This window comes from Streptomyces sp. NBC_01012 (genome assembly GCF_045162755.1).
Taxonomy (GTDB): domain Bacteria; phylum Actinomycetota; class Actinomycetes; order Streptomycetales; family Streptomycetaceae; genus Streptomyces.
Genome location: NZ_CP108688.1, coordinates 4,674,315 through 4,696,128, shown reverse-complemented (window position 1 = coordinate 4,696,128; position 21,814 = coordinate 4,674,315). Strand labels below are relative to the sequence as shown.

General features: G+C 70.7%; 16 protein-coding genes. 7 read left to right on the top strand and 9 right to left on the bottom strand.

What is annotated here, in order from left to right:
* Positions 1-3: 3 nt before the first annotated feature.
* Positions 4-1,467, bottom strand: coding sequence for a peptidoglycan recognition protein (locus tag OG623_RS21205; protein WP_406148432.1), 1,464 nt, complete (start codon positions 1,465-1,467; stop codon positions 4-6).
* A 139-nt stretch (positions 1,468-1,606) separates the two neighbouring features.
* Between OG623_RS21205 and OG623_RS21200 the strand changes: the two genes are divergently transcribed.
* The 4 genes from OG623_RS21200 to OG623_RS21185 all read left to right on the top strand — a co-directional run bounded on the left by OG623_RS21200 (position 1,607) and on the right by OG623_RS21185 (position 7,561).
* The gene (locus tag OG623_RS21200; protein WP_406148431.1) at positions 1,607-2,359 is read left to right on the top strand and encodes a TIGR03089 family protein; all 753 of its coding nucleotides are present in this window, start codon (positions 1,607-1,609) and stop codon (positions 2,357-2,359) included.
* A gap of 185 nt (positions 2,360-2,544) precedes the next feature.
* The gene (locus tag OG623_RS21195) at positions 2,545-3,927 is read left to right on the top strand and encodes an LCP family protein (protein WP_406148429.1); all 1,383 of its coding nucleotides are present in this window, start codon (positions 2,545-2,547) and stop codon (positions 3,925-3,927) included.
* 228 nt (positions 3,928-4,155) lie between these two features.
* The gene (locus tag OG623_RS21190; protein WP_406148428.1) at positions 4,156-5,832 is read left to right on the top strand and encodes an LCP family protein; all 1,677 of its coding nucleotides are present in this window, start codon (positions 4,156-4,158) and stop codon (positions 5,830-5,832) included.
* Positions 5,833-5,881: 49 nt separating this feature from the next.
* Entirely contained in the window at positions 5,882-7,561 is a 1,680-nt protein-coding gene (locus tag OG623_RS21185; protein WP_406148427.1) for an LCP family protein, read from the top strand.
* A gap of 93 nt (positions 7,562-7,654) precedes the next feature.
* Here OG623_RS21185 and OG623_RS21180 read toward each other — a convergent pair whose 3' ends face one another.
* The gene (locus OG623_RS21180) at positions 7,655-8,686 is read right to left on the bottom strand and encodes a glycosyltransferase family 2 protein (protein ID WP_362896585.1); all 1,032 of its coding nucleotides are present in this window, start codon (positions 8,684-8,686) and stop codon (positions 7,655-7,657) included.
* Between the two features lie 332 nt (positions 8,687-9,018).
* Between OG623_RS21180 and OG623_RS21175 the strand changes: the two genes are divergently transcribed.
* Complete coding sequence (locus OG623_RS21175) at positions 9,019-10,383, top strand: LCP family protein (protein ID WP_406148426.1); 1,365 nt, start codon at positions 9,019-9,021, stop codon at positions 10,381-10,383.
* 34 nt (positions 10,384-10,417) lie between these two features.
* Here OG623_RS21175 and OG623_RS21170 read toward each other — a convergent pair whose 3' ends face one another.
* Together OG623_RS21170 and OG623_RS21165 are read right to left on the bottom strand one after the other, a co-directional pair.
* On the bottom strand, positions 10,418-11,842 hold the full coding sequence (locus OG623_RS21170; protein WP_406148424.1) for an MFS transporter: 1,425 nt from the start codon (positions 11,840-11,842) through the stop codon (positions 10,418-10,420).
* Positions 11,843-11,845: 3 nt separating this feature from the next.
* Positions 11,846-13,159: a M20 family metallopeptidase gene (locus tag OG623_RS21165; protein WP_406148422.1), complete on the bottom strand. Its 1,314-nt coding sequence runs from the start codon at positions 13,157-13,159 to the stop codon at positions 11,846-11,848.
* 59 nt (positions 13,160-13,218) lie between these two features.
* On the opposite strand from OG623_RS21165, the gene OG623_RS21160 reads away from it, so the two are divergent.
* Positions 13,219-14,352 (top strand): Lrp/AsnC family transcriptional regulator, encoded by a 1,134-nt coding sequence (locus OG623_RS21160; RefSeq protein WP_406148421.1) that lies wholly within the window; start codon positions 13,219-13,221, stop codon positions 14,350-14,352.
* A gap of 91 nt (positions 14,353-14,443) precedes the next feature.
* On the opposite strand, the gene OG623_RS21155 is transcribed toward OG623_RS21160, so the two are convergent.
* Positions 14,444-14,992, bottom strand: a complete 549-nt coding sequence (locus OG623_RS21155) for an acyl-CoA thioesterase (RefSeq protein WP_406148419.1) — start codon at positions 14,990-14,992, stop codon at positions 14,444-14,446.
* A gap of 119 nt (positions 14,993-15,111) precedes the next feature.
* Here OG623_RS21155 and OG623_RS21150 point away from each other — a divergent pair, with 119 nt between their 5' ends.
* Positions 15,112-16,380 carry an LCP family protein gene (locus OG623_RS21150; protein WP_406148418.1) on the top strand — a complete coding sequence of 423 codons (1,269 nt, stop codon included), beginning with the start codon at positions 15,112-15,114 and terminating at the stop codon, positions 16,378-16,380.
* A gap of 15 nt (positions 16,381-16,395) precedes the next feature.
* Here OG623_RS21150 and OG623_RS21145 read toward each other — a convergent pair whose 3' ends face one another.
* The 4 genes from OG623_RS21145 to OG623_RS21130 form a co-directional block, all read right to left on the bottom strand.
* Entirely contained in the window at positions 16,396-16,947 is a 552-nt protein-coding gene (locus OG623_RS21145; RefSeq protein ID WP_362896593.1) for a ferritin-like fold-containing protein, read from the bottom strand.
* A gap of 138 nt (positions 16,948-17,085) precedes the next feature.
* Complete coding sequence (locus tag OG623_RS21140) at positions 17,086-18,681, bottom strand: ABC transporter substrate-binding protein (protein ID WP_406148416.1); 1,596 nt, start codon at positions 18,679-18,681, stop codon at positions 17,086-17,088.
* A 5-nt stretch (positions 18,682-18,686) separates the two neighbouring features.
* Entirely contained in the window at positions 18,687-20,798 is a 2,112-nt protein-coding gene (locus OG623_RS21135) for an ATP-binding protein (RefSeq protein WP_406148415.1), read from the bottom strand.
* A gap of 75 nt (positions 20,799-20,873) precedes the next feature.
* Positions 20,874-21,752, bottom strand: coding sequence for a hypothetical protein (locus OG623_RS21130; RefSeq protein WP_406148414.1), 879 nt, complete (start codon positions 21,750-21,752; stop codon positions 20,874-20,876).
* Positions 21,753-21,814 lie beyond the last annotated feature (62 nt).

Here is a 21,814-nt window from a genome sequence, read left to right as displayed (position 1 = left end):
CGGTCAGCGGCCCTGCAGCTTCGCCGAACTGGTCCGGACCGCGCCGAGCTTGTTGTAAAGACGGATTCCGGGGCATTCGGTTGCGAACCCGTCGCGGTGCCCCGAGATGACATTGAGCTTGGCCTTCGCACCCTTCTTGTACTTGCCGCTGCCGCCGGAGACGAGCGTGACCTTTCCCTTGGGGTTGCGGCCGAACAGCCCGAGCTTCCAGGCGGTGAGCTTGGCGATGGCGGTGACCGCCGCGGCGGGCGGGTTCGTCGAGCTGTACGTCCCGAGTACCGCGATTCCCATGGTGTTCGTGTTGAAACCGAGGGTGTGGGCGCCGAGGACCGCCTTGGTCACGCCTCCGGCGCGTCCTTCGTAGATGTTTCCGCACTTGTCGATGGCGAAGTTGTAGCCGATGTCACGCCAGCCGCTGCTCTTGACGTGGTAGCGGTAGATACTGCGCAGGACCGAGGGTGCCTGGGCGCAGGTGTAGTTGTTGCCGGTGGCGCTGTGGTGGATGAACGCGGCCTTGACGGTCGAGGTGTAGGAGAAGGCGCTCTCGCGCAGGCTCTCGTCGGCGCCCCAGCCCTTACGGGTGACGATGCCGGGGCGCGGCCCCACGTACGGCTTGGCACCCGCTCCGACGACCGCTTGCTCCTCCGACTCCGCCTTGCTCAGCGCGGGGATCTCGGTGGCACCGGGCGGGGCGAGGTCGGCGTTGACCGCGGCGCTCTCGGCCGCGGCCACGGTGAGGCCCGCCGACTCCGGGAGCGCGCCGGGCTGGGCGGCCGTGGCGGGCGTGGCCGTGGCCACCGCCGGGGTGGCGACGGCGGGGGTGCCGGTCGCCTGCCCGCCGGTGACCTGGTTTCCGTCGGCGCGCGGCTGCTCGGTGGCGTCGGCCGGGTCGTCGCCCGGGTCGACCAGTTCGACCTGGAGGCCCGCGGGGAGGGGCGCGGTGTCGGTCGCGCCGCTGCGCGGCTCGTCGTTCTCGGACCGTACGCGGACCTCGACGCCGTCCGAGTCGCCGACCCAGAGGGGGGCGGTGGAGCCGCGCACCGTGCCCGATTCGCGTTCGGGCGTGCCCGCGTCGGCGGCGTGGTCGGTGTTGTGGGTCTCGAGGGACTGCCAGCCGGACCACTTGGTGGTGCCGGTCGCGCGGGTGCGGACCTGGACGGTGCCGTGCAGTTCGGCGTCGGCGTCGTCCCAGACCACGCCGACGAGCGAGAAGCGGTGCGAATCCTTCCGCAGCACCCCCTGCTCCGGCGTCGTGGATGCGGTGGACTTGCCGCCGGCCCTCGGAACCGCCTCGGTGAGGGGACGCAGGCGCAGCGACTGGGTCGAACCCGCGGGTTCGGCGGGAGCGGCCCCGGCCGCCTGCGCGACCGGGGTCCTGGCGGGGGCGGCTGGTGCGGGCGCGGCGAGCGGGAGGACGAGTGCCGTCGCGCAGGAGACGCCGATCGAGGTTGCAAGAAGTGCACGCATACAGGAAATCCTTGACATAGTCCGGCATTCCCGGCTACTGGAGCGGAGCCACCGTCAGCTGACGCCCCGTCTGCCGACCGGTGTACGGGGCACACGCCACGCCCCGCCGGGCCGACGCCGCCCGCGTACCCTTGCCCGGATGAACGCCAGCGACCGCACCCCTGCCGACCTGCTGCGATCCGCGCTCGCCGCGGACCCCGCCCGCCCCCTCGTCACTTTCTACGACGACGCAACCGGAGAGCGCGTCGAACTGTCGGTGGCCACCTTCGCCAATTGGGTGGCCAAGACCGCCAATCTGCTCCAGGGCGACCTGGCCGCAGAGCCGGGCGACCGACTCGCGCTGCTGCTCCCCGCTCACTGGCAGTCGGCCGTCTGGCTGCTCGCCTGCTCGTCGGTGGGAGTCGTCGCCGAGGTCGGGGGCGACCCCGCATCGGCCGATCTGGTCGTCAGCGGACCGGACACGCTCGACCTGGCGCGCGCGTGCCGCGGTGAGCGGATCGCGCTGGCGCTGCGCCCGCTGGGCGGCCGCTTCCCGCAGGCCCCCCAGGGGTTCGCGGACTACGCGGTGGAGGTGCCGGGCCAGGGCGACCGCTTCGCTCCGTACGCCCCGGTGGACCCGGCGGCCCCCGCACTGACGGTGGGCGGCGTGGGTCTGACGGCGGACCAGCTGGTCGCACAGGCCCGCGAGGACGCGGCCGAGCTGGGACTCGGCCCGGGATCCAGGCTCCTGACGGGTCGTACGTACGACACCTGGGAGGGGCTGTCCGCCGGGCTCTTCGCGCCGCTCGCTTCGGGGGGCTCGGTGGTCCTGTGCCGTCATCTGGACCGGCTGGACGAGAGCGGGCTCGCCAAGCGCGTCGAAAGCGAGCGGATCACCGGCACTGCGGTATGACAAGCGCTCCGAAGGCCACCCGTCCGGCCCACGGCGGGCCGAGCCCCCGGGACTGAGCACCGGCGGCAGTACATGATCGGCGGTACGGAACACCGCCGAGAACGCTGTCCGGATGCACAACCAAGCGTGAGGTTCAGCCGTCTACCCCTGCGACCGGCGGCCCATCGCGCCGCCGAACGTGAAGGATGGACGCAGACGTGAGCGACAGCCCCGGCACCCCGTCCGAGCCGGACCGCCCGGACGACTCGGACCGCCCGGACCACGACCACTCTGCCGAGGACGGGCCGGCCGACGGGGCACAGGACGCTTCCGGGACGGACCCGGAGCAGGACGCCACATCCGGCCCCGCTCCGAAGGATGACGCGGCCCAGGGGGACGACGCGGCCCAGGGGGACGGCACCTGGGGCGAGCGGCCCCCGCGCGACCCGCAGGGCGGCCGTCGCCACTGGCTCCGCTGGACCGCTCTCGCCGCCTCCTTCCTCGTCCTGGTCGCCGCCGGGGCCGGCTGGTGGCTGTACCGGAAGCTCGACGGCAACATCACCACCGACACCAGCGCGGCCGAGGAGCTCAAGGCGTACGAGAAGGAACGCCCGCGGCCGATCGCGCGGGACGCCCAGAACATCCTGCTCATCGGCTCCGACACCCGCTCCGGCGACAACAGCGCCTACGGACGTGACGACGGCGGCAGCCAGCGCTCGGACACCACGATCCTGCTGCACCTCGCGGCCGACCGTAGAAGCGCGACGGCGATGTCGCTCCCCCGGGACCTGATGTCCGAGATCCCCAGCTGCCACACCCCGGGCGGCAAGGCCACGAAGAAGCAGTTCGCCCAGTTCAACTGGGCCTTCGAGCTCGGCGGCACGGCCTGCACGATCCGTACGGTCGAGAAGATGACGGGCATCCGCGTCGACCACCACATGGTCGTCGACTTCAACGGCTTCAAGGACATGGTCGACGCCGTGGACGGCGTGGACGTCTGCCTCAAGGAGCCGGTCGACGACGCCGACGCCCACCTCAAGCTCCCCGCGGGCCGCCAGAAGCTCGACGGGGAGGAGGCACTCGGCTATGTCCGGGCCCGTAAGTCGATCGGCAACGGCAGCGACACCGAGCGCATGGACCGTCAGCAGAAGTTCCTGGGGGCCCTGGTCAACAAGGTGCAGAGCAACGGGGTGCTGCTGAACCCGACGCGGCTCTACCCGGTGCTGGACGCGGCGACGAAGTCGCTCACCACGGACCCCGGCCTCGACTCCCTGAGGGACCTGTACGACCTGGTGCGCGGGATGCGGAACGTCCCCACGGAGAAGGTGCAGTTCCTGACCGTGCCCCGCAAGGCGTACCACGCCGACGCGAACCGCGACGAGCTCGTGCAGCCCGACGCGAACCGACTGTTCGAGCAGTTGCGCGAGGACGAGGCCGTCACCGTGGTACCCGCCGAAGAAATCAAATCCGGGGATTCACAGACAGATCACAGCTCGGGGACGGACACGTCAGGGGATACGGGTGCGAGCCCGACCCCCGCACCGACCTATTCCGGGTCGAATGCGGCGGACGACCTGTGCGGCTCGTAAAACAATTCCCAAGACCTGCAAGGCAATCGGAGCGGAATAGGAGGAATGCCCGGTTGTAAAGAGCGTGGAATGTGTCACGCGCGCAACCTCTGGCCGATTCGGCCGGATAGTGTGACGCGATCCGGTACTCGCGGCAGGCCTCGTTGGGCCGCGCGCGGCCGGAGCGGACAACCGAGCGCCCGCCGGGGGCGGCGTCTCGTGTGGCACCGACGGAGGATTCAGGAAACCGTGGACGAGCGCAGCCATGGGCGGGCGGACGAGAACGATCCCGCCGACCAGTGGGTGCTCAACCCGCGGACCGGCCATTACGAATTGCGACCGAACCACTCCGGAACAGAGTCGCCCCGCCCTTCCCGTGCACCGAATCGGTCCGGCGGCCGGGCCGAACGGGATGAATCCGGGGGACGGCGTCCCGCCGGCAGAACTCCAGGGGCGATACCCGCCGGGCGAAGCCGCACGCAGCGCTCCTCCCGGCGCAGGAAGGCCCTGCTGTGGACCGGCGGGGTCACGGCCTTCGTGATCGTCGCCGGGTCGGCCGGGGCGTACGCGCTCTACCAGAAGTTCAACGGCAACCTCAACACCGTCGATGTCGGTGACGCGGGCAGCAAGGACGTCGCGTCCGACGGCCCGCTCAACGTCCTGGTGATCGGCACGGACAAGCGGACCGGCAAGGGCAACGAGGGCTACGGCGACAAGGGCAGCACGGGCCACGCCGACACCAACATCCTCTTCCATGTCTCCGCCGACCGCACCAACGCGACAGCGATGAGCATCCCCCGGGACCTGATGACGGACGTCCCCGACTGCACCACCAAGCAGGCGGACGGCTCGCAGAAGGTCATACCCGGCTCGCAGAACGTGCGCTTCAACGTCAGTCTCGGCCAGGAGGGGCGCGACCCCGGCTGCACGATGCGCACGGTCGAGAAGATCACCGGTCTTCCGGTCGACCACTTCATGATGGTCGACTTCAACGCGGTCAAGACACTCTCCACGGCCGTCGGCGGCGTCACGGTCTGCCTGGACAAGGCGGTCAAGGACCCGGATTCCCACCTCGACCTGCCGGCCGGCGAGTCCACGATCGAGGGCGAGGACGCGCTGGCCTTCGTCCGCACCCGGCACAGCTTCGGGAACGAGAGCGACCTGGACCGGATCAAGGTCCAGCAGCAGTTCATCGGCTCGATGATCCGTCGGATGAAGTCCGACGACACGCTGACCGACCCGACCAAACTCTTCAAGCTCGCCGACTCGGCGACCAAGGCCCTCACCGTCGACTCCGGCATCGGGTCCATCAAGAAGCTGACCTCGCTGGCCCAGGAGCTCAAGCGGACCGACACCAAGAACATCACCTTCCTCACGATGCCCGTGAAGGACAACCCGGCCGAGCCGACACCGGTCACCGTGGTCGTGGATCCGCAGAAGTCCCAGCAGGTGTTCTCGATGATGCGCTCCGACACCTCGCTCACCGAGGTGAAGAAGAAGGAACAGGCAACCAGGAGCAAGCAGAAGACCGTCCTCAAGGGCAGCAGGGCCGAGGCCGCGGACATAGACGTCGACGTCCTCAACGGAGGCGACATCACCGGGGCGGCGGACGCGACCGTCACCTGGTTGCAGAACCAGCAGGGCGTGCCGCGTTCCACGAACAAGGGCAACGCCCCGGCGAAGATCGACAGCACGACCCTGGCGTACGCGCCGGGCCAGGCGGACCAGGCCCGCGCACTCGCGGACATCATGGGCCTGCCCGCCACCGCTCTCAAGCAGGGAGCGGCCGACGACGAAGGCCTCCAGGCGATGGCGCTGACCCTGGGAGCGGATTTCAAGGGCGCCGGGGTACCCGTCACGGGTCCGGCAAAGGCGCCGGCGGACATTCAGCGGGCCAGCGCCGACAAGGCGGAATGCGCGAAGTGACGACGCGTCGTCGCGCCACAGCGGAATTCTTGAGGAGCAGGGGGGCCTGGTGGGACGGAGCAGCACACGCGGGGAGGGGACACGGTCGCGCGGCCGGCATGAGGGGCCGCAGAGCGACGGCGGTGACGACACGTCCGGCGACACCGGGCGACAGGGGCACGGCCGGCGTGAGCGGTCCGCCGAGCCGGAGAGCGGTGGCGGGCCCGCCGAGCCGGGCCGCCGGTCCCGTCGAGCCCCCCGCAAAGGCGGCAAGCGACGTGTCCTGCGCTGGGTGGCGTCCGTCCTCGCGCTGCTGATAATCGGCACCGGCGGCGCCGGATACCTCTACTACAAGCACCTCAACGCCAACATCAAGAAGAAGGATCTGACCCTCGGCGACAAGGAGATGGCCGACCACAAGGCCAACGCCGCAGGACAGACCCCGCTGAACATCCTGCTCATCGGCTCCGACGCCCGGGACTCGGCGGCCAACCAGAAGCTGGGCGGCGCCAAGGAGACCTTCGGCGGCCCTCCGCTCGCCGATGTACAGATGCTGCTCCACCTCTCCGCGGACCGCAGCAACATCTCCGTGCTCAGCATGCCGCGGGACACCATGCTGAAGATGCCCAAGTGCACCGACCCCGAGACCGACAAGGTGTACCCGGCCAGCACGTCCGACGTCCAGACCAACGAGAGCCTGGGACGCGGCGGCCCCGGGTGCACGGTCGCCACCTGGTACGAGCTCACCGGCATCACCATCGACCACTTCATGATGATCGACTTCGCGGGTGTGGTCTCCATGGCCGACGCGATCGGCGGCGTCCCCGTCTGTGTCGACTCCAACGTCTACTCGCACACCAGCGACGGCAAGGGGTCGGGGCTGAAGCTGGAGAAGGGCACCACCTCCGTCAAGGGCAAGCAGGCCCTCCAGTGGCTGCGCACCCGGTACGGCTTCGAGGACAACACGGACCTCGGCCGGACGAAGGCCCAGCACCAGTACCTGAACTCGATGGTCCGCGAGCTCCGCAAGGGCACCAAGCTCACCGACCCCGGAAAGCTGATGAACCTCGCCGAGGCGGCCACCAGCGCACTGACCGTCGACAAGGACCTCGACACCGTCAAGAAGCTGTACGACCTGGCCGAGGAGCTGAAGAAGGCCCCGACCAACCGCATCACCATGACGACCATGCCGAACGTGTACGGCACCGGAGCGTTCAGCGGCCGGGTCTACCCCAAGGCCGACGAGGCCGAGCAGGTGTTCCGGATGATCCGGGAGGACATCCCGCTCGACGGCAAGGCCTCCAAGCGCAAGACGCCCGTCGCCAAGGACCAGGCCGCCCCCGACGACGAGATCGCCGTCAGCGTGCGCAACGCGACCGCCACCGACGCGCTCGGTCCGGTCCAGGGGCGCGCCGGTACGGTCCAGGAGCTGCTGAAGGACGCGGGCTTCGACAAGGCGACGGTCGACTCCCAGGACGTCGAGCCGGCCGAGACCACCGGCATCCTGTACCCCAGCGCGGATCTGGAGGGCGACGCGCAGGCGGTCGCCAAGGCGCTGGGCATCCCGGTGTCCCAGGTGAAGAAGTCGACCGACGTCTCGGGCATCGTCCTGGCCGTCGGGGCCGACTGGCGCAAGGACGAGGCGTACCCCGCCAAGGCCGCCGACGAGAAGACACCGGACTCGGCGAACCCGCTCAACGGAGCGGACGAGGAGGCGTGCATGCAGGTCAACCCGAACTTCACCTGGTGACCTCGTGCACATGAGGAGGGGGCCCCGCTCGCGGGGCCCCCTCCTCATGTGCACGTCTCATGGCCACGTCCCATGGACGCAGCGGTCGGGCCGTCAGGCGGTCTGCTCCCGCTGCTCCTGCACGGCGGGGCGACGGCTCGCGATGACCCGCTTCGCCAGCGAGCGGGGGCTGGTCAGGAAGCCGTATCCCCAGGACATGTGCATGGTGGCCAGCGCCACCGGGATCTGCGCCCGCGCCTTCAGCGAGAGGCCCTTCCCGGCCGGCAGCGACCCCGCGACGATCGCCGCGACGTACCCGACCGGCAGGACGAACGCCAGCGGGGTGACGACGGCGCCCACGATGATCCCCGCGGTCACCGCGCAGAGGGCGGTCGGCGGGGCCAGGTAGCGCAGGTTGATCGAGCCGGCGTGGTAGCGGGCCACGACGTGACGCCAGCGGCCGTACTCCCTGTACTGCTTGGAGAGCGCGCGGATGCTCGGCCGCGGGCGGTACTGCACCTTCAGCTCGGGCGAGAACCAGATCTGCCCGCCGGCCTCACGGATCCGGAAGTTCAGCTCCCAGTCCTGGGCGCGGACGAACTCCACGTTGTAGCCGTCGGCGCGCTCCAGCGCCTCACGGCGGAAGACCCCCAGATACACGGTCTCGGCCGGGCCCGCCTTCCCTCCGGTGTGGAAGGCCGCGTTGCCGACGCCGATCTTCGACGTCATCGCGGCGGCGACGGCGTCCTCCCAGGCGTTCTCGCCCTCGGCGTGCATGATGCCGCCGACGTTCTGCGCGCCGGTCTCCTCCAGGAGGCGGACGGCGGTCGCGATGTAGTTCGGCGAGAGCATGCCGTGGCCGTCGACCCGTACCACGATCGGGTGATGTGACGCCTTGATCGCAGCGTTGAGCGCGGCGGGGGTGCGGCCGGTCGGGTTGGGGACGGTGTGGACCCGGGAGTCCTCCCCGACCAGCTCGGCAGCGATTTCGTCCGTACGGTCGTTCGAGGGGCCGAGGGCGATCACCACCTCCATCTCGCCGGCGTACTCCTGCTCCAGGATGTGCCGGACCGAGTTCCTGAGATGGCGTTCCTCGTTGAGCACCGGCATGATCACGGAGACGGCGGGGTACTGCGCGGCAGACATGTGGTCCTCAGGGGGTCCTCGGGGGTGCCGGGGTTCCGGGGATGTGGCACCCCGGGAGACGGCGTGATTCGGCCGCCACGTTACCGCGAACGGGGGACAGCGGCGCGCGCCGCGGTTCTCCTCTCCGGTCTACAGATCGTATGGGCCTACCGTGCGAAAGTCCCACTCGCACCGCGGAGGTGTCCCTCGTGCCCACGCCGCACCGATCGCCCCGTCCACCGCACCCCCGCACAGCTCCCCCACAGCACGGGCCCGCACGGCGTGCCGGATCCGGCGGCCGCGTCACGCGCCGGGGCCGTACCGGCGGACGGAAGCCCCCGCCCCGGTGGGGCATGCGGGTCGTCACCGGGCTGTCCGTGCTGGTGCTCGGCGCCGGCGGCATCGGTCATGCCGTGGTGAGCGGTCTGGAGACGGGGATCGACCGGGTCGACCCGTTCAAGGACATGAAGAACCGCCCCCAGGGCGGCCACGGCATGAATTTCCTGCTCGTCGGCACCGACGGCCGCGACAAGATCACCGCTGCGGAGAAGGCGAAGTACAAACTCGGCGGCGCCCCCTGCCACTGCACCGACACCCTCATGCTGATCCATGTCTCGGCCGACAAGAAGCGGGCCAGTGTCGTCAGCCTGCCGCGCGACAGCTACGCCGAACTCCCCGCCCACACCGACGCCACCACCGGCCAGGAGCACTCGCCGCACCCGGTGAAGCTGAACGCCGCCTACGCCGAGGGCGGGCCCCACCTCACGGTGCGGACCGTCGAGCAGATGACGAGCGTCAAGATCGACCACTATCTGGAGGTCGACTTCACCAGCTTCATGAAGACGGTCGACGCACTCGGCGGGGTCGAGATCTGCACCGCCAAGCCGCTGAAGGACTCCTACACCGGCCTTGACCTGACCGCGGGCACCCACGAGCTGGACGGTGGCCAGGCCCTCCAGTACGTACGCTCCCGGCATCTCGACGGGGCGGCGGACCTGAGCCGGATGCAACGCCAGCAGAAGTTCGTGGCCGCGCTGATCAAGCAGACGACCAGCAGCGGTGTGCTGATGAACCCGGTGAAATTCCAGCAGGTCGCCTCGACGATGCTCGAATCCGTACGCGCCGACAAGGGCTTCGGCACGGACGAGATGCTGGAGCTGGGCAAGGCCATGCGCGGCTTCACCCCGGCCTCGTCCGAATTCGCCTCCGTGCCCATCGCGGAGGAGAGCTACCAGGTCAAGGGCATCGGCTCCACCGTGAAGTGGGACGCGGCGAAGTCGAAGCAGATGTTCCAGGCCCTGCGCGAGGACGAACCGCTCGCCCCGCACGTGCCGAAGCAGCCCAAGTCGACACCGGTCGACGTGGCCCCGGAACAGATCCGGGTGCAGGTCTACAACGGGACGCCGAAGGACGGACTCGGCCAGGACGTCGACGAGGCGCTGCGCGCCACCGGGTTCGACACCACCCGCGCCCCCCTCAACGGCGCTCCGCACGATCTGCGGCGGACGCTGGTCACCTACGACCCCCGCTGGGACCGGTCGGCGAAGACCCTGGCCACCGCGCTGCCGGGATGCGAGCTCAGGGCGGTGAAGGGGCAGGGCGCGACCCTGAAGGTCACGGCCGGCACCGACTTCACCAAGGTGCGGAAGGTGAAGGCCGAGAACGCGCAGAGCGGCGAATTCGGCACGGTGACGGGCGACCAGGTGGTCTGCCCCTGACCGGGTTCCGAAGGCCGGCCGCGACCCGGCCCGGTCACCCCTCACGCCGCCGGGAGAACACGGTCGCCACGAGGGCGACGACCGCCGCGGCCGATGCGGCCAGCCACAGAGCGGTGTAGCCGCCCTCCCCCGGTTCGCCGGTGGAGGGCGAGAGGAACGCACCGAGCAGGGCGGCGAAGACACCGCCCGCCACGGCCCCGCCCAGCGTCTTCACGTTGTTGTAGAGCGCCACGGCGATCCCCGTCCCCGAAGGATCGGACGCCTCGACGATCACCGTCGGCATGGCCCCGAGCGCGAGACCGATCCCCAGGCCGGTGAACGCGGACCCGGTCGCCATCTGCCAGATCTCCCCGTGCAGGAACGCGAACTGCAGGAAGGTCAGCGCGACCAGACCGAACGCCGCCATCAGCGTGGGCCGGTAACCGATCCGCCGGGCGACGGCAGCCGTGCCCAGCGAACCGATGACGCTGCCGATGGCGCCGGGCAGCAGGACCAGTGAGATGGACAGCGCGCTCAGCCCGAAGCCGTACCCGGTGACCTCCGGATCCGCCGCGTAGAAGCTGGAGTTGGGCGCCTGGCTCCCGAAGTAGAAGACGCCGAACAGGAACGCCGCACAGTAGAACGGCGCGGTGGTGCGGGCGGCCAGCGCCCTGACGTCGACCAGGGGCTCGGAGCTGCGCAGCTCCACCAGCACCCACACCGTCAGCAGCGCCAGTCCGAGCACCACGGGCCCCAGGACCCGCGCGGAACCCCAGGACCCGCTCTCCGCACCGGAGACCCCGGCGAGCAGGGCGACCATGGCGCCGCCGAGCAGCACCACCCCGGCCCAGTCCACCCGGCCGGCCGCCCTGTTCCGGGACTCCGGCACCGCGACGAAGGAGACGGGCACACAGACCACGGCCAGCGCGGCGGGCACCAGCAGGGTCAGCCGCAGGGAGCCGAACGCGGAGTCGACGAGCCCCATCACGACCCCGCCGGCCAGCGCGCCCAGCGTCAGCGCACCCACCAGACGGGCGATGGCCCGCCGCGCGTCGGCGACCGGAAGCCGGTCCCGTACGAGCGCGATCTCCAGGGGCAGCAGGGCGGCGAGCGGCCCCTGGAGCACCCGGCCCGCGAGGAGCGTGCCGTAGTCCCGGGCGAGCGCGACGACAAGGGTGCCCACCGCGATGGCCACCAGGGCGATACGGAGCATCCGCCGGTGGCCGTGGAGGTCACCGAGGCGCCCGAACAGCGGGACACAGACGGCAGCCGCCAACAGCTGTACGGAGACGACCCAGTTCAGGGCCGCCGAGCCGATGCCCAGACGGTCGGCCAGATCGGGCAGCAGCGGGGCGAGCCCGACCTGGAGGAAGCCGCTGGTCACCTCGAAGAGGATGAGGAGTCCGACGACGGCGGTGACGGACGCGGCCCGTGCCTGCCCACCGGGCGCGCCCGGCGGCGGGGTATCGGTGACGGTCACTGGCTACTCCCGCACGGATCCGGCGGACGCCGCCGCACCGGCGTCGACGGAAGCGGCCCCGTCGACGGAAGCGGCCTCGGCGAGGGAGTCGGCCCCGTCGGGGGAGTCGGCCCCCGCCTCCGCGAGCGGCGCACCGAGCCGGCGCAGCGCGAGTCCGGCGAGGAGAGCGGCGGCGTGCGGCAGGGCGCCGTCGTCGTACACGGCCTGCGCGGAGTGGTTCATCGGCGCGGTGGCCGGATCGGTGCCGGGCGGGCAGGCGCCGAGGCCGACGAACGCGCCGGGCACCTTCCGGAGCACGAAGGAGAAGTCCTCGGCCCCCGCCATCGGCTTGGGCGCCTCGAAGGCATGCCCTTCGCCCAGCACCTGCCGTGCGGTCTCCAGGGCGAACGCCGCCTCCCCCGCGTCGTTGACGGTCGGCGGATACTGCTCGACGTAGTCGATCTCGGCGCTCACACCGTGCGCGGCGGCCACACCCCGCACCGTCCGCTCGAAGGCGGCCCGCACCCGTGCCCGGGAGTCATCGGAGAAGGTCCGCACGGTGGCGGAGAACGCGGCGGTCTCCGGGATGACATTGGCCGCGGTGCCCGCCTCGATCCTCCCCACCGTGACGACGGCCGGGTCGAAGACGTCGATCTCGCGGGTGACGGCTGTCTGGAGCGCGGTGACCATGGCGCACAGCGCGGGCACCGGATCGGCGGCCGAATGCGGTGACGAGCCGTGCCCGCCCCGCCCGAGCACCGTGACATCCACGGCGTCCGACGCGGCGAGCACGGGGCCCGGCCGGGTCGCGGCGAACCCGGTGGGCGCGCCGGTGGAGATCACGTGCAAGGCGTACGCGGCGACGACACGCTCCCCGGCGGCATCGAGGACACCCTCGTCGATCATGATCTGCGCGCCGCCCTGCCCCTCCTCGCCGGGCTGGAACATGAACACCACGTCCCCGGCCAGCTCCTCCCGCCGGGCGGCCAGCAGCCGGGCCGCACCGACGAGCCCGGTGACATGCAGGTCGTGCCCGCAGGCATGCATACGACCGTCGAGCTCGGAGGCGTACGGCAGCCCGGTGTCCTCCTGGACCGGGAGCGCGTCCATGTCACCACGCAGCAGAACGGCGGGTCCTGGCCGGCCGCCGCGCAGCACCGCCGTCACGGAGCTCAGCGCCTCACCGGTCCGGATCTCCAGCCCCAGGCCGTCCAGCGCGGCGAGGATCCTCGCCTGGGTCAGCGGCAGAGCGAGCCCGAGTTCGGGCTCGCGGTGCAGGGCATGGCGGAGTGCGGTCAGGGCGGGAGCGAGGGCATGGGCCTCGTGGAGCAAAGACATACGCGTATCGTGCGGAGCGAAACCCCTCACCCATGATCGTCCGCAGGAAAGCGCTCCTCATGAGCCGACCGACGCAAGAATCCACCGACCAGGCTTCCGTCGAACATCTGCTGCGCACGGAACGGCCGGAGCAACTGGACGAGCTGGACTATCTGCTCATCACCGCGCTCCAGACCTCCCCCCGCGCGGAGTGGGCGCAGATCGGCAAGGTCCTCGGGGTGGACGCATCGACGGCGGCCCGCCGCTGGCACCGGCTCACGGAGGCCGGACACGCCTGGCTCAGCTGTTACACGGTGGCGGTGGGTCCCGCGGTGCCGATCATCGCCTTCATCGAGGTGGACTGCGCGGCCGGTGCGCTGCACGACGTGGCCGCGGAGATCGCGGACGACCCGCATCTGATCACCATCGAGCACGTCACCGGCGCCCGGGACCTCGTACTCACCGCCGCCTTCCCCGACCTCGCGATGCTGGCCCGCTACGTCGGTTTCCGCCTCGGCCGGCTCCCCGGGGTGTCGGCCACCCGTCCCCAGACGGCGACCGCCGTCCACACCGAGGGCAGCCGCTGGCGCCTGGACCGGCTGGACCCGGACAGCCACGACCTGCTGGCGAAGGACCAGGGACCGGCCATGCCACGGCGCGGGCTGCCCGCCCCCGACGCCCTGGACACCCGGCTCTACCTGCTGCTGAGCGAGGACTTCCGCCAGCCGGCCGCCCGCCTCGCCGAACGCCTCGGGGTCAGCCCCACCACCGTCCGCCGCAGGCTGGACCGCATGCACCGGCAGGACTCGCTCATCTACCGCTGCGAGGTGGCCCGCCATCTCTCCGGCTGGCCGATCTCGGTCACGCTCTGGGGCATCGCCCCGGCAGGCGAGACCTCACGCATCGCCTCCCAGCTCATCCGGATGCGCGAGACCCGGCTCTGCGCGTCGCTGACCGGCCCGCACAATCTGATGCTCACGGTGTGGCTGCGCTCCGCCGAGGACATCGCCGCGTTCGAGGCCAGGCTCGCCGACCGCTTCCCCGAGCTCGCCGTCGCGGACCGGGCGGTGGCCCTGTGGCAGCTCAAGATCGCCGGCCATGTCCTGGATCCACTGGGCCGTCACATCAGGAACGTACCCGTGACGTTCTGGAAGGACCCGGCCGCACACCGAACCGAGCAAGCCCTCCTGCACCGCCTACGCACCCCCCGCTGAGCCCGGGGGCGTCGGCCGAGGGGGTGTTACGGACGACAACGGGTGCCATTTGCCCGATATGTACGTCCATAACCTCCCCTCGGACGGAGAGTCAGTCCGCGATGCCCTCCGCTGTCCGTTGGGCGCGTAGGGCCTTGATGGCTTGGCGGCGGGCCAGGCGGTGTGTGCGGCGGATCTGGGCCTCCTGGTAGCGACGCCTGTCGCGTTCGGTCTCCGGAGCCACCTGCGGTACGCGGCGCGGCTTGCCATCCTCGTCGACCGCCGCGAACACCAGGTAGGCACTGCCCACCTGCTGGGCCGGGGTCGACTCGTTCCACCGCTCGGCCATGACGCGTACGCCGACCTCCATCGAGGAGCGGCCGGTCCAGTTCACCTGGGCGCGGACATGGACGAGGTCACCGACGCGGACGGGTTCGAGGAAGACCATCTCGTCCATCGAGGCCGTCACGGCCGGGCCGCCCGAGTGGCGGCCCGCGACCGCCCCCGCCGCGTCGTCGACCAGCTTCATGATCACGCCGCCGTGCACCGTGCCCAGGAGGTTGGTGTCGTTGCCGGTCATGATGTGACTGAGGGTGGTCCGGGAGGCTGCGGTCGACTTGACCGGAATATCGTCCTCCGGCGGCTGGGGCTGGTCTGTCATGCGGTCCACCTTATGCGGGGGCTTGCGCCCGGTTGCATTGCATCAGCTTCGCAACAGCCCTGCCCCGATCCCCCGTACACCCTGTAAGAGCCACAGGTCGAGACGGCACACTGGTCCGCATGAGCGATTGGCCCGAAGGACGGAACGGCGGATCCGGAGAGCGCTACGGGCGGGGCAGCGCGAGCGCCCGGCCCGAGAGTGCCCGCGCCATGCCGCACGTCCGGCGCCCCGCGCCGCCGCAGTCCCAGCCCCAGATCCCGCCGCAGCAGGGGGGCCAGGGCTATCAGGACGGACCCGGTTACGACAGTGGCTACAACACCGGCCAGGTCTACGGTGGTGGGCCCGGCGGTGGCGGCCAGGGCGGTGGACCCGGGGGTGACGGAGGTTACGGACAGGCGCGTCCTGCTCCCAACTGGGGGCGGCGGATCAGAGTGGGGGTTCTCACCCTGGTCGTCGTGGTGCTCGCCGTCTCCGTCGGCACGTACTTCTGGGCCGACGGCAAACTCAAGCGCGAGGTCGACCTCTCCAAGGTCATCGACCGGCCGAGCGAGGGTGACGGCACGAACTACCTGGTCGTGGGCTCCGACAGCCGCGAGGGCATGACGGCCGAGGACAAGAAGAAGCTGCACACCGGCTCCGCCGAGGGCAAGCGGACCGACTCGATGATGATCCTGCACGACGGCTCCAACGGCCCGACGCTGATCTCCCTGCCCCGTGACTCGAATGTCGAGATCCCTTCCTTCGTCGGCTCGGAGTCGGGCAAGAAGTACGAGGGCACGGGCCGTACGACGAAGCTGAACGCCGCCTACGCCGAGGACGGCCCCGAGCTGCTGGTCCGCACGATCGAGTTCAACACCGGGCTGCACATCGACCACTACGTCGAGATCGGCTTCGGCGGCTTCGCGAAGATCGTGGATGCCATCGGGGGCGTCGAACTGGACATCCCCAAGGCCTTCAAGGACAAGAACTCCGGCGCCGACTTCCAGGCGGGCAAGCAGACGCTGAACGGCGAGCAGTCCCTCGCCTTCGTCCGCACCCGGTACGCCTTCGCCGGCAGCGACCTGGACCGCACGAAGAACCAGCAGAAGTTCCTCGCGGCCCTGGCCTCCCAGACGGCGACCCCGTCGACGATCCTCAACCCGTTCAAGCTCTACCCGACGATGGGCGCGGGCCTGGACACACTGATCGTCGACAAGGACATGTCGCTCTGGTCGCTCGGCAAGATGTTCTTCGCGATGAAGGGCGTCACCGGCGGCGAGGGTACGTCGATGAACATCCCGCTCACGGGCGAGAGCGTGAACGGCAACCTGGTCTGGGACAAGGCACAGGTCAAGCAGCTCGTGGGGCAGTTGAAGAGCGACGAGAAGGTCACCGTCAAGGGCAGCTGAAGGCAGGGAGCGTGGCTACGCGCCGGCGGATCCCGACGGCTGGTACAGGTCGTTGAGTTCGTCGGCGTGGTCCTCCTCCTCCTTGAGGATGTCCTCGATCAGCCGGCGTGAGGTGGGGTCGCTCTCGCCGATCCAGCGCACGATCTCGGTGTACGTCTCGATGGCGATCCGCTCGGCGACGAAGTTCTCCCGGATCATCTCCTGGAGGTCGGTCTCCGCGGGCGTCGCGTACTCGGTGTGCGAGCGGGCGACGAGGGTCGCCGGGTCCATGTCGGGGCTGCCGCCCAGCTGGTTGACCCGGTCCGAGACGCGCTGGAAGTGGTCGAGCTCCTCGCCGGCGTGCTCGCGGAACATGTCGGCGACCTGCTGCCGGTTGATCCCCTGGGCCACGATCGCGTTCTGCGTGTAGCGCAGGTAGCAGACCATCTCCGTGGCGACCACCTGGTTGAGCACGTCGATGAGACGCTCCACGTCGGCGGTGTTCGCGGGGGTGACCGGGCCCTTGGAGATGTTCCTGCGAGCCTCTTCGCGGATCTTGGTGACGTCGAGGGCGAACTGATTCGGCATGGCGGTTCCCATCTGTCCGGTTTCGATGCCTTATCGGCAGGCATCGGAATCGTACGGGGAGGGAGATGCCGGGAACCGATTCCGACTCGCGCTCAGTCATCGGCCCCGGCGGCCCCCGCGAGGTCCGCGATCCGGTTCTCAGGGGCAGGAGCCGTCGAAGACGTCCTCGTAGGTGCGGTAGTCGCGGCCGGGCTTCTTGGCCGTACCGGTGGCGGGTGCGGCCGGGTACTCGATGACCGGTACGGGCTTGCAGACGGCCCACTTCCGGGTGTCGGGGGAGTCGTCGAAGCCGAAGGTGCCGCCGGCTCCGCGTACGCAGTTGACGCAGCTCGCGCCGGAGTCGGTGCCGAGGATGTTCATGTTGATGATGGTGTTGTACACGTCATCGTGGTTCGGCAGGTCCACCGCGTCCTCGTCGGCCGGCGGGTCGCCGTCGCCGTTGATGTCGTCGTACGCCCGCTCGGTGGCCTGGGCCAGCACGGTGAAGGCGTCGTGGTACATGACGGCATAGCCGTCGTCCAGGGGCTTTTCGCCCCAGGCCGGTTCGTCCCCCAGCTTCTTGAAGCCGTTCAGGAAGCCCTTGGGGCCGGCCGGGAGGTCCTTGCCGTCCCCCCAGGACAGGGTGTCGACCGAGGCCGCGCCGACGAGGGTGATCCGGGAGTCCCGCAGCTCCGCCGTGGTGTCCTTCACCGTGGACTCGGGATCCATGCCGATCCCCACCTTCAGGATGCGCGTCGGCGCGTCGTGGCCGCAGGAGGGCTCGTTCGCCAGCCGGTTCACCAGGTGCGGCAGGTCGTGGTCGCGGCCGGCGAAGAAGACGGTGTCCGCCTTGGTCAGGCAGATGCTGCGGGCCACGTCGGAGAACCGCTGGGGTACGCCCTTGTCGTCACCGATCAGTCCCAGGTAGGACGCCTGCCGCTGCTTCAGTCCGTACTTCTGGCCGAAGTGCTTCAGGAAGACGTCCCTGAGGTCCGTGGAGTAGCTGTCCTGTTCTCTCCGGTCGGAGACCAGGAAGCCGGTCCCGTCCCCCGGGTTCTTCTCCAGGTACGCGCCCAGCGCCCGCGCCAGGAGCTCGTTCGACGGTGAGGTCTTGAAGAAGTAGTCGGCCTGCATGGTGGTCGAGGTGAGGATGGGCCCGATCACCGGTATCCGGTGGTCCGAGAGGGCCTTGGCGGCAGCGAGGGTCTCCGGGATGCTGTTCGGCATGCCGAAGACGCCGACCAGCGGTGCGTCGTCGTCGGCCATCGGCGCGAGCCGGTCGACGACGGGCCGCCATTGGTCGAGGTCCTTGCCGTCGTTGGCCAGGAGCAGCTCGTAACGCGGTCCGGCCTGTGCGTTCGCCCGGAGCTGGGCCACATGGGCGCCCGCCAGGGAGCGGGCGATCTGTGCGGTGCTCATCGCACTGGTGGCGTCGGAGGTGAACGGCATCATGAGAGCGATGCGCACATAGGGAATGCGGGCCTGGCCGTTCTCCGGGTCCTTCCAGTCCTTCTCGACCCGGGCGTTCTCGTCCGCCACCGCCTGTATCAGGCCCGAGAGTTCCGGGTCGCCCTCCAGGACTCCCGCGGTGACGCCGACGCATTCGTCGCCCGCGGACTCCAGGCCGTCACCGCACTTGTCGGGCAGCATCCGCACGACCACGAAGGCGACCGCCGCGATCAGCAGGACGCTCACGGCCAGGACGACTGCCTTGTCGGCCGGGCCCAGAGCCCGGTTCCGGAAACGATCCAGCACAGTTCTCACTCCTCGCCGCGGAGAAGGCCGCGTCCGTACTCGGGTCTCGTCGTCGGCCAGGGCCTGTGTTCGCGCACGGCGGCCGGCCAGGAGCGTGCGGCCTCGTTGAGCACCGCACGGCCCGACGTGTGCCGCATCGACAGAAAAGCCAGCTCGGAACCGATGTCGTCGTACAGGTCGTCCAGCGGCTCCGCGTACGTCTCGGACAGGTACCAGAGCGCGTGCAGCAGCCTGTTGACGGACCGGTGTATGTCGTCGGCGTCGGCGTACCTGAGGTCGTGGGCGCCGCGTGCGATCTCGACACGGTCGTCGGTCCACTCCTCCGACGGAGGGCGCGGAGCAGCGGCGACATAGGGAAGGGCGTTCAGCCAGCGGTCCGCCGGCCAGTCGCCGAAGTACTCCGTCAGTGCGCCCACCACCGGCTCCGCGTCCCCGAGTGCCAGGGTGTGCCGCAGGACGTCAGGCTCGTGGCCGGCGCCGCGCTCCCGGTGATGCTCCTTCAGAACGCCGTGCAGGTCGGCCCAGCGCCGTCCGGGTTCGGCCACGGCGCACACCCGGCGGGCCTCATGGACCAGCAGGGCACGCAGGAAGGGATCGGTCACGAATCCCGCGCCCGCACCGCCCTCCGCTTCCCCGCCGTCCGGACCGTCCTCCGCGCCGTCCGTCCAGTGCTCCTCCTCCAGATAGAGGGCCGCGGTCGGGAGCCCCCCGGCGGGGAGTCCGCCGTCGCCCGGGACGGCGACCGCCGACAGGGCATGGGCGGCCGCCCGGTCACGGGCCAGCGCGAGCGGCACCAGATGGGCGCGCAGCTGGGGCTGCGGTATCAGCGCCTCCAGCAGCACCTCGCCCGCCGTCCTGCCCTCGCCCGCCGGCAGGTCGAGCAGGGCCCCCGGTTCGACGGCGCCTTCGCCGCCGGCGCGGACGACCGCCTCGCACAGCACCCTGCTGCCCAGCGGATGTCCGCGGGTGAGGGAGTGGAGGGCCGACGGGAGATGGCGGGGCAGGGGCCCCTGGGCGGGGTCGAGCATCAGCAGGAGATCGCTGCGGCTGAGCGGGGTCAGCGGGACCATCAGCACTCCGGCCGAGGGTGAGGAGGCGACGTTCCGCTTCCAGCCGGACACATGGGTGAGCTCGGGCAGCTCCCGTGTCGTCGCGTCCGGGTAGAGGGAGGCCGCACCGCCCCGTCTGGTCGCCACGACGACCAGGGAGTCGCGGACGGCGGTCCCCGACTCGGCCCGGTGGTCGAGCAGCAGGCCGAGGAGGCGCCGCCCGGCCTCGGTGTGCGTGTCGTCCAGCAGGATCATGGGGCGGGGAGTGCGGTTGACGCGCTGCCACCGGCCATAGGCGTCGGCGAGGTCTTCGAGGAAGGCGGCGGTCAGGGTGCGTTCGACGACGTCCTGGAAGTCACCGCCCTGATGGAAGCGCAGACTCAGCCGGATCAGGGCGGACTCGCCGTCCTCCGAGCCGCTGGAACGGTCGTGGTACCAGCTCTGCACGAACCGTTCGGCGCGGGTGCGCGTGTGCCGCGCGAAATACTGCTGGACGACCGCCTCGGTGACGGGGGCCAGGTCATGCTGCCGCTGCTGCGGGTCGGCCAGGCGCTCACTGACGTCGTACGTCCAGTCCGTGCCGCCCCCGTCGCCACCCTCCGCGCTCCGCCCCAGGCCGCATGCGACGAGCAGGCGGGCGATCCGCCCGCGGGCCAGCGCCTGTTCCTCCTCGTCACCGCGGTGCCAGCTGGACACGGCGAACAGCCCGGGTAACAGCCGGGAGAAGCGGATCCGTGCCCCGCCCGGGACCGCCGGTGCGAGCTCGCACACCAGGCGCTCCATGATCTCGACCACGGCCGAGGTGTTGGCGGCCGCCGAGCCGGACCAGCGGGCCTGTTCGATGCGCGCGGCATCGACCCTGCCGAGCGGGATCCGCCCGCGGTAGGCCTGGTCCAGGGCGTCGAGCACCGCGGTACCGCCCATGCCGTGCCGCCCGGAGACCAGCGTCACGGGTAAGTCGTCACGGTGCTCCTGGGGCACCAGTTCCCGCCGGTCGGGCGCCAGGCCGACCAGTCTGGGAACCAGCCCGTGCAAGAGCGGATCCCGTGCGTACAAAAGCGTCCCCATCGCTCATCCCCCGTTCCGCCTTCGTCCTCTGTTCCGGTGCCGCACGTCCCCTCGCCCGTCCCGTTCCCCCGGCCGTCAGCCGCCGAGCAGCCTGCCCAGCGCCTGACCGACCGCGTCCAGGAGGAGCTGCCGGCCGACCGTGTCGGGAGCAGAGCCGAGCATGCGCCGGATCCCTTCCATCAGGCCCCGCTGCCGGTCCGGTGGCGGCTCGTCGTCAGGACCGCCGCCACCCGCCAGGGCGTCCAGGCTGCGCTGGAGAGCCGCGAACGATTCCGGGTCGAGGTCGAGCGCCGGCGCCAGCTCCGCGATGAGCCGTGCGAGACCGGCGGGCGGAAGCGCGGTGTGCATCTCGATCGCGGTGTGCACGCTGTGGTCGGAGTCGCCCTGCGTGAGGTGCTCGATCGTCCTGGCCTCGATGTGGGTGTGCTGGGTGGGCCGGCGGTACTCGCGCTGCTGCGCCACGTACGCGCCGAGGTCCGTGGCTCCGGCCAGCACGGCCTCCACGCCCTGCGAGGTGAGCGCCACGTGCGAGCCGACGTCGTGGTGGAACGGCGGCCCCTCGCAGATGATCAGCCCTTCGGCGGCCAGATAGGTGAGAGCACGGGCGACCTCGCTCCGGGAGAGCGCCTCGCCGAGGAAGAAGACATCGGGCGAGTCGAGGAACCCGCTGATCCGCAGCGGCTGCCGGTGCGTGTTGGCGTGGCTCCAGTGCAGTATGGCGCGCGCCGCGTGGCGGGTCCGCTCGGCGGCGTTGGCACGCAGCGCCTGGAGCCTGCGGGCCTGCGTCGCGCCCGCGGCCCGGAGCATGACCACCGGGGCCCCGACCGTCGGGCCGGGTCCGCCGACGGAGTCGATCAGCTCCTCGGCGCACAGTCGGTCGACGAGGAGCCGGACGGCGCTCATGGGGATGCTCTGGAGCGAGCCGAAGCCGGCGCAGGAGACATGGCGGTCCACCTCCCCCTCCGCCCGGTCCCAGACCCACAGCAGAAGGCGGGGGCCATACCTGTCTGCGTACG

What these genes read in the sequence shown, in the direction of transcription:
- OG623_RS21160 (WP_406148421.1), top strand. Translation starts at nt 13,219, where the DNA reads ATGAGCCGACCGACGCAAGAATCCACCGACCAGGCTTCCGTCGAACAT.
- OG623_RS21175 (WP_406148426.1), top strand. Translation starts at nt 9,019, where the DNA reads ATGCGGGTCGTCACCGGGCTGTCCGTGCTGGTGCTCGGCGCCGGCGGC.
- OG623_RS21195 (WP_406148429.1), top strand. Translation starts at nt 2,545, where the DNA reads ATGGACGCAGACGTGAGCGACAGCCCCGGCACCCCGTCCGAGCCGGAC.
- OG623_RS21150 (WP_406148418.1), top strand. Translation starts at nt 15,112, where the DNA reads ATGAGCGATTGGCCCGAAGGACGGAACGGCGGATCCGGAGAGCGCTAC.
- OG623_RS21180 (WP_362896585.1), bottom strand. Translation starts at nt 8,686, where the DNA reads ATGTCTGCCGCGCAGTACCCCGCCGTCTCCGTGATCATGCCGGTGCTC.
- OG623_RS21155 (WP_406148419.1), bottom strand. Translation starts at nt 14,992, where the DNA reads ATGACAGACCAGCCCCAGCCGCCGGAGGACGATATTCCGGTCAAGTCG.
- OG623_RS21145 (WP_362896593.1), bottom strand. Translation starts at nt 16,947, where the DNA reads ATGCCGAATCAGTTCGCCCTCGACGTCACCAAGATCCGCGAAGAGGCT.
- OG623_RS21135 (WP_406148415.1), bottom strand. Translation starts at nt 20,798, where the DNA reads ATGGGGACGCTTTTGTACGCACGGGATCCGCTCTTGCACGGGCTGGTT.
- OG623_RS21165 (WP_406148422.1), bottom strand. Translation starts at nt 13,159, where the DNA reads ATGTCTTTGCTCCACGAGGCCCATGCCCTCGCTCCCGCCCTGACCGCA.
- OG623_RS21200 (WP_406148431.1), top strand. Translation starts at nt 1,607, where the DNA reads ATGAACGCCAGCGACCGCACCCCTGCCGACCTGCTGCGATCCGCGCTC.
- OG623_RS21205 (WP_406148432.1), bottom strand. Translation starts at nt 1,467, where the DNA reads ATGCGTGCACTTCTTGCAACCTCGATCGGCGTCTCCTGCGCGACGGCA.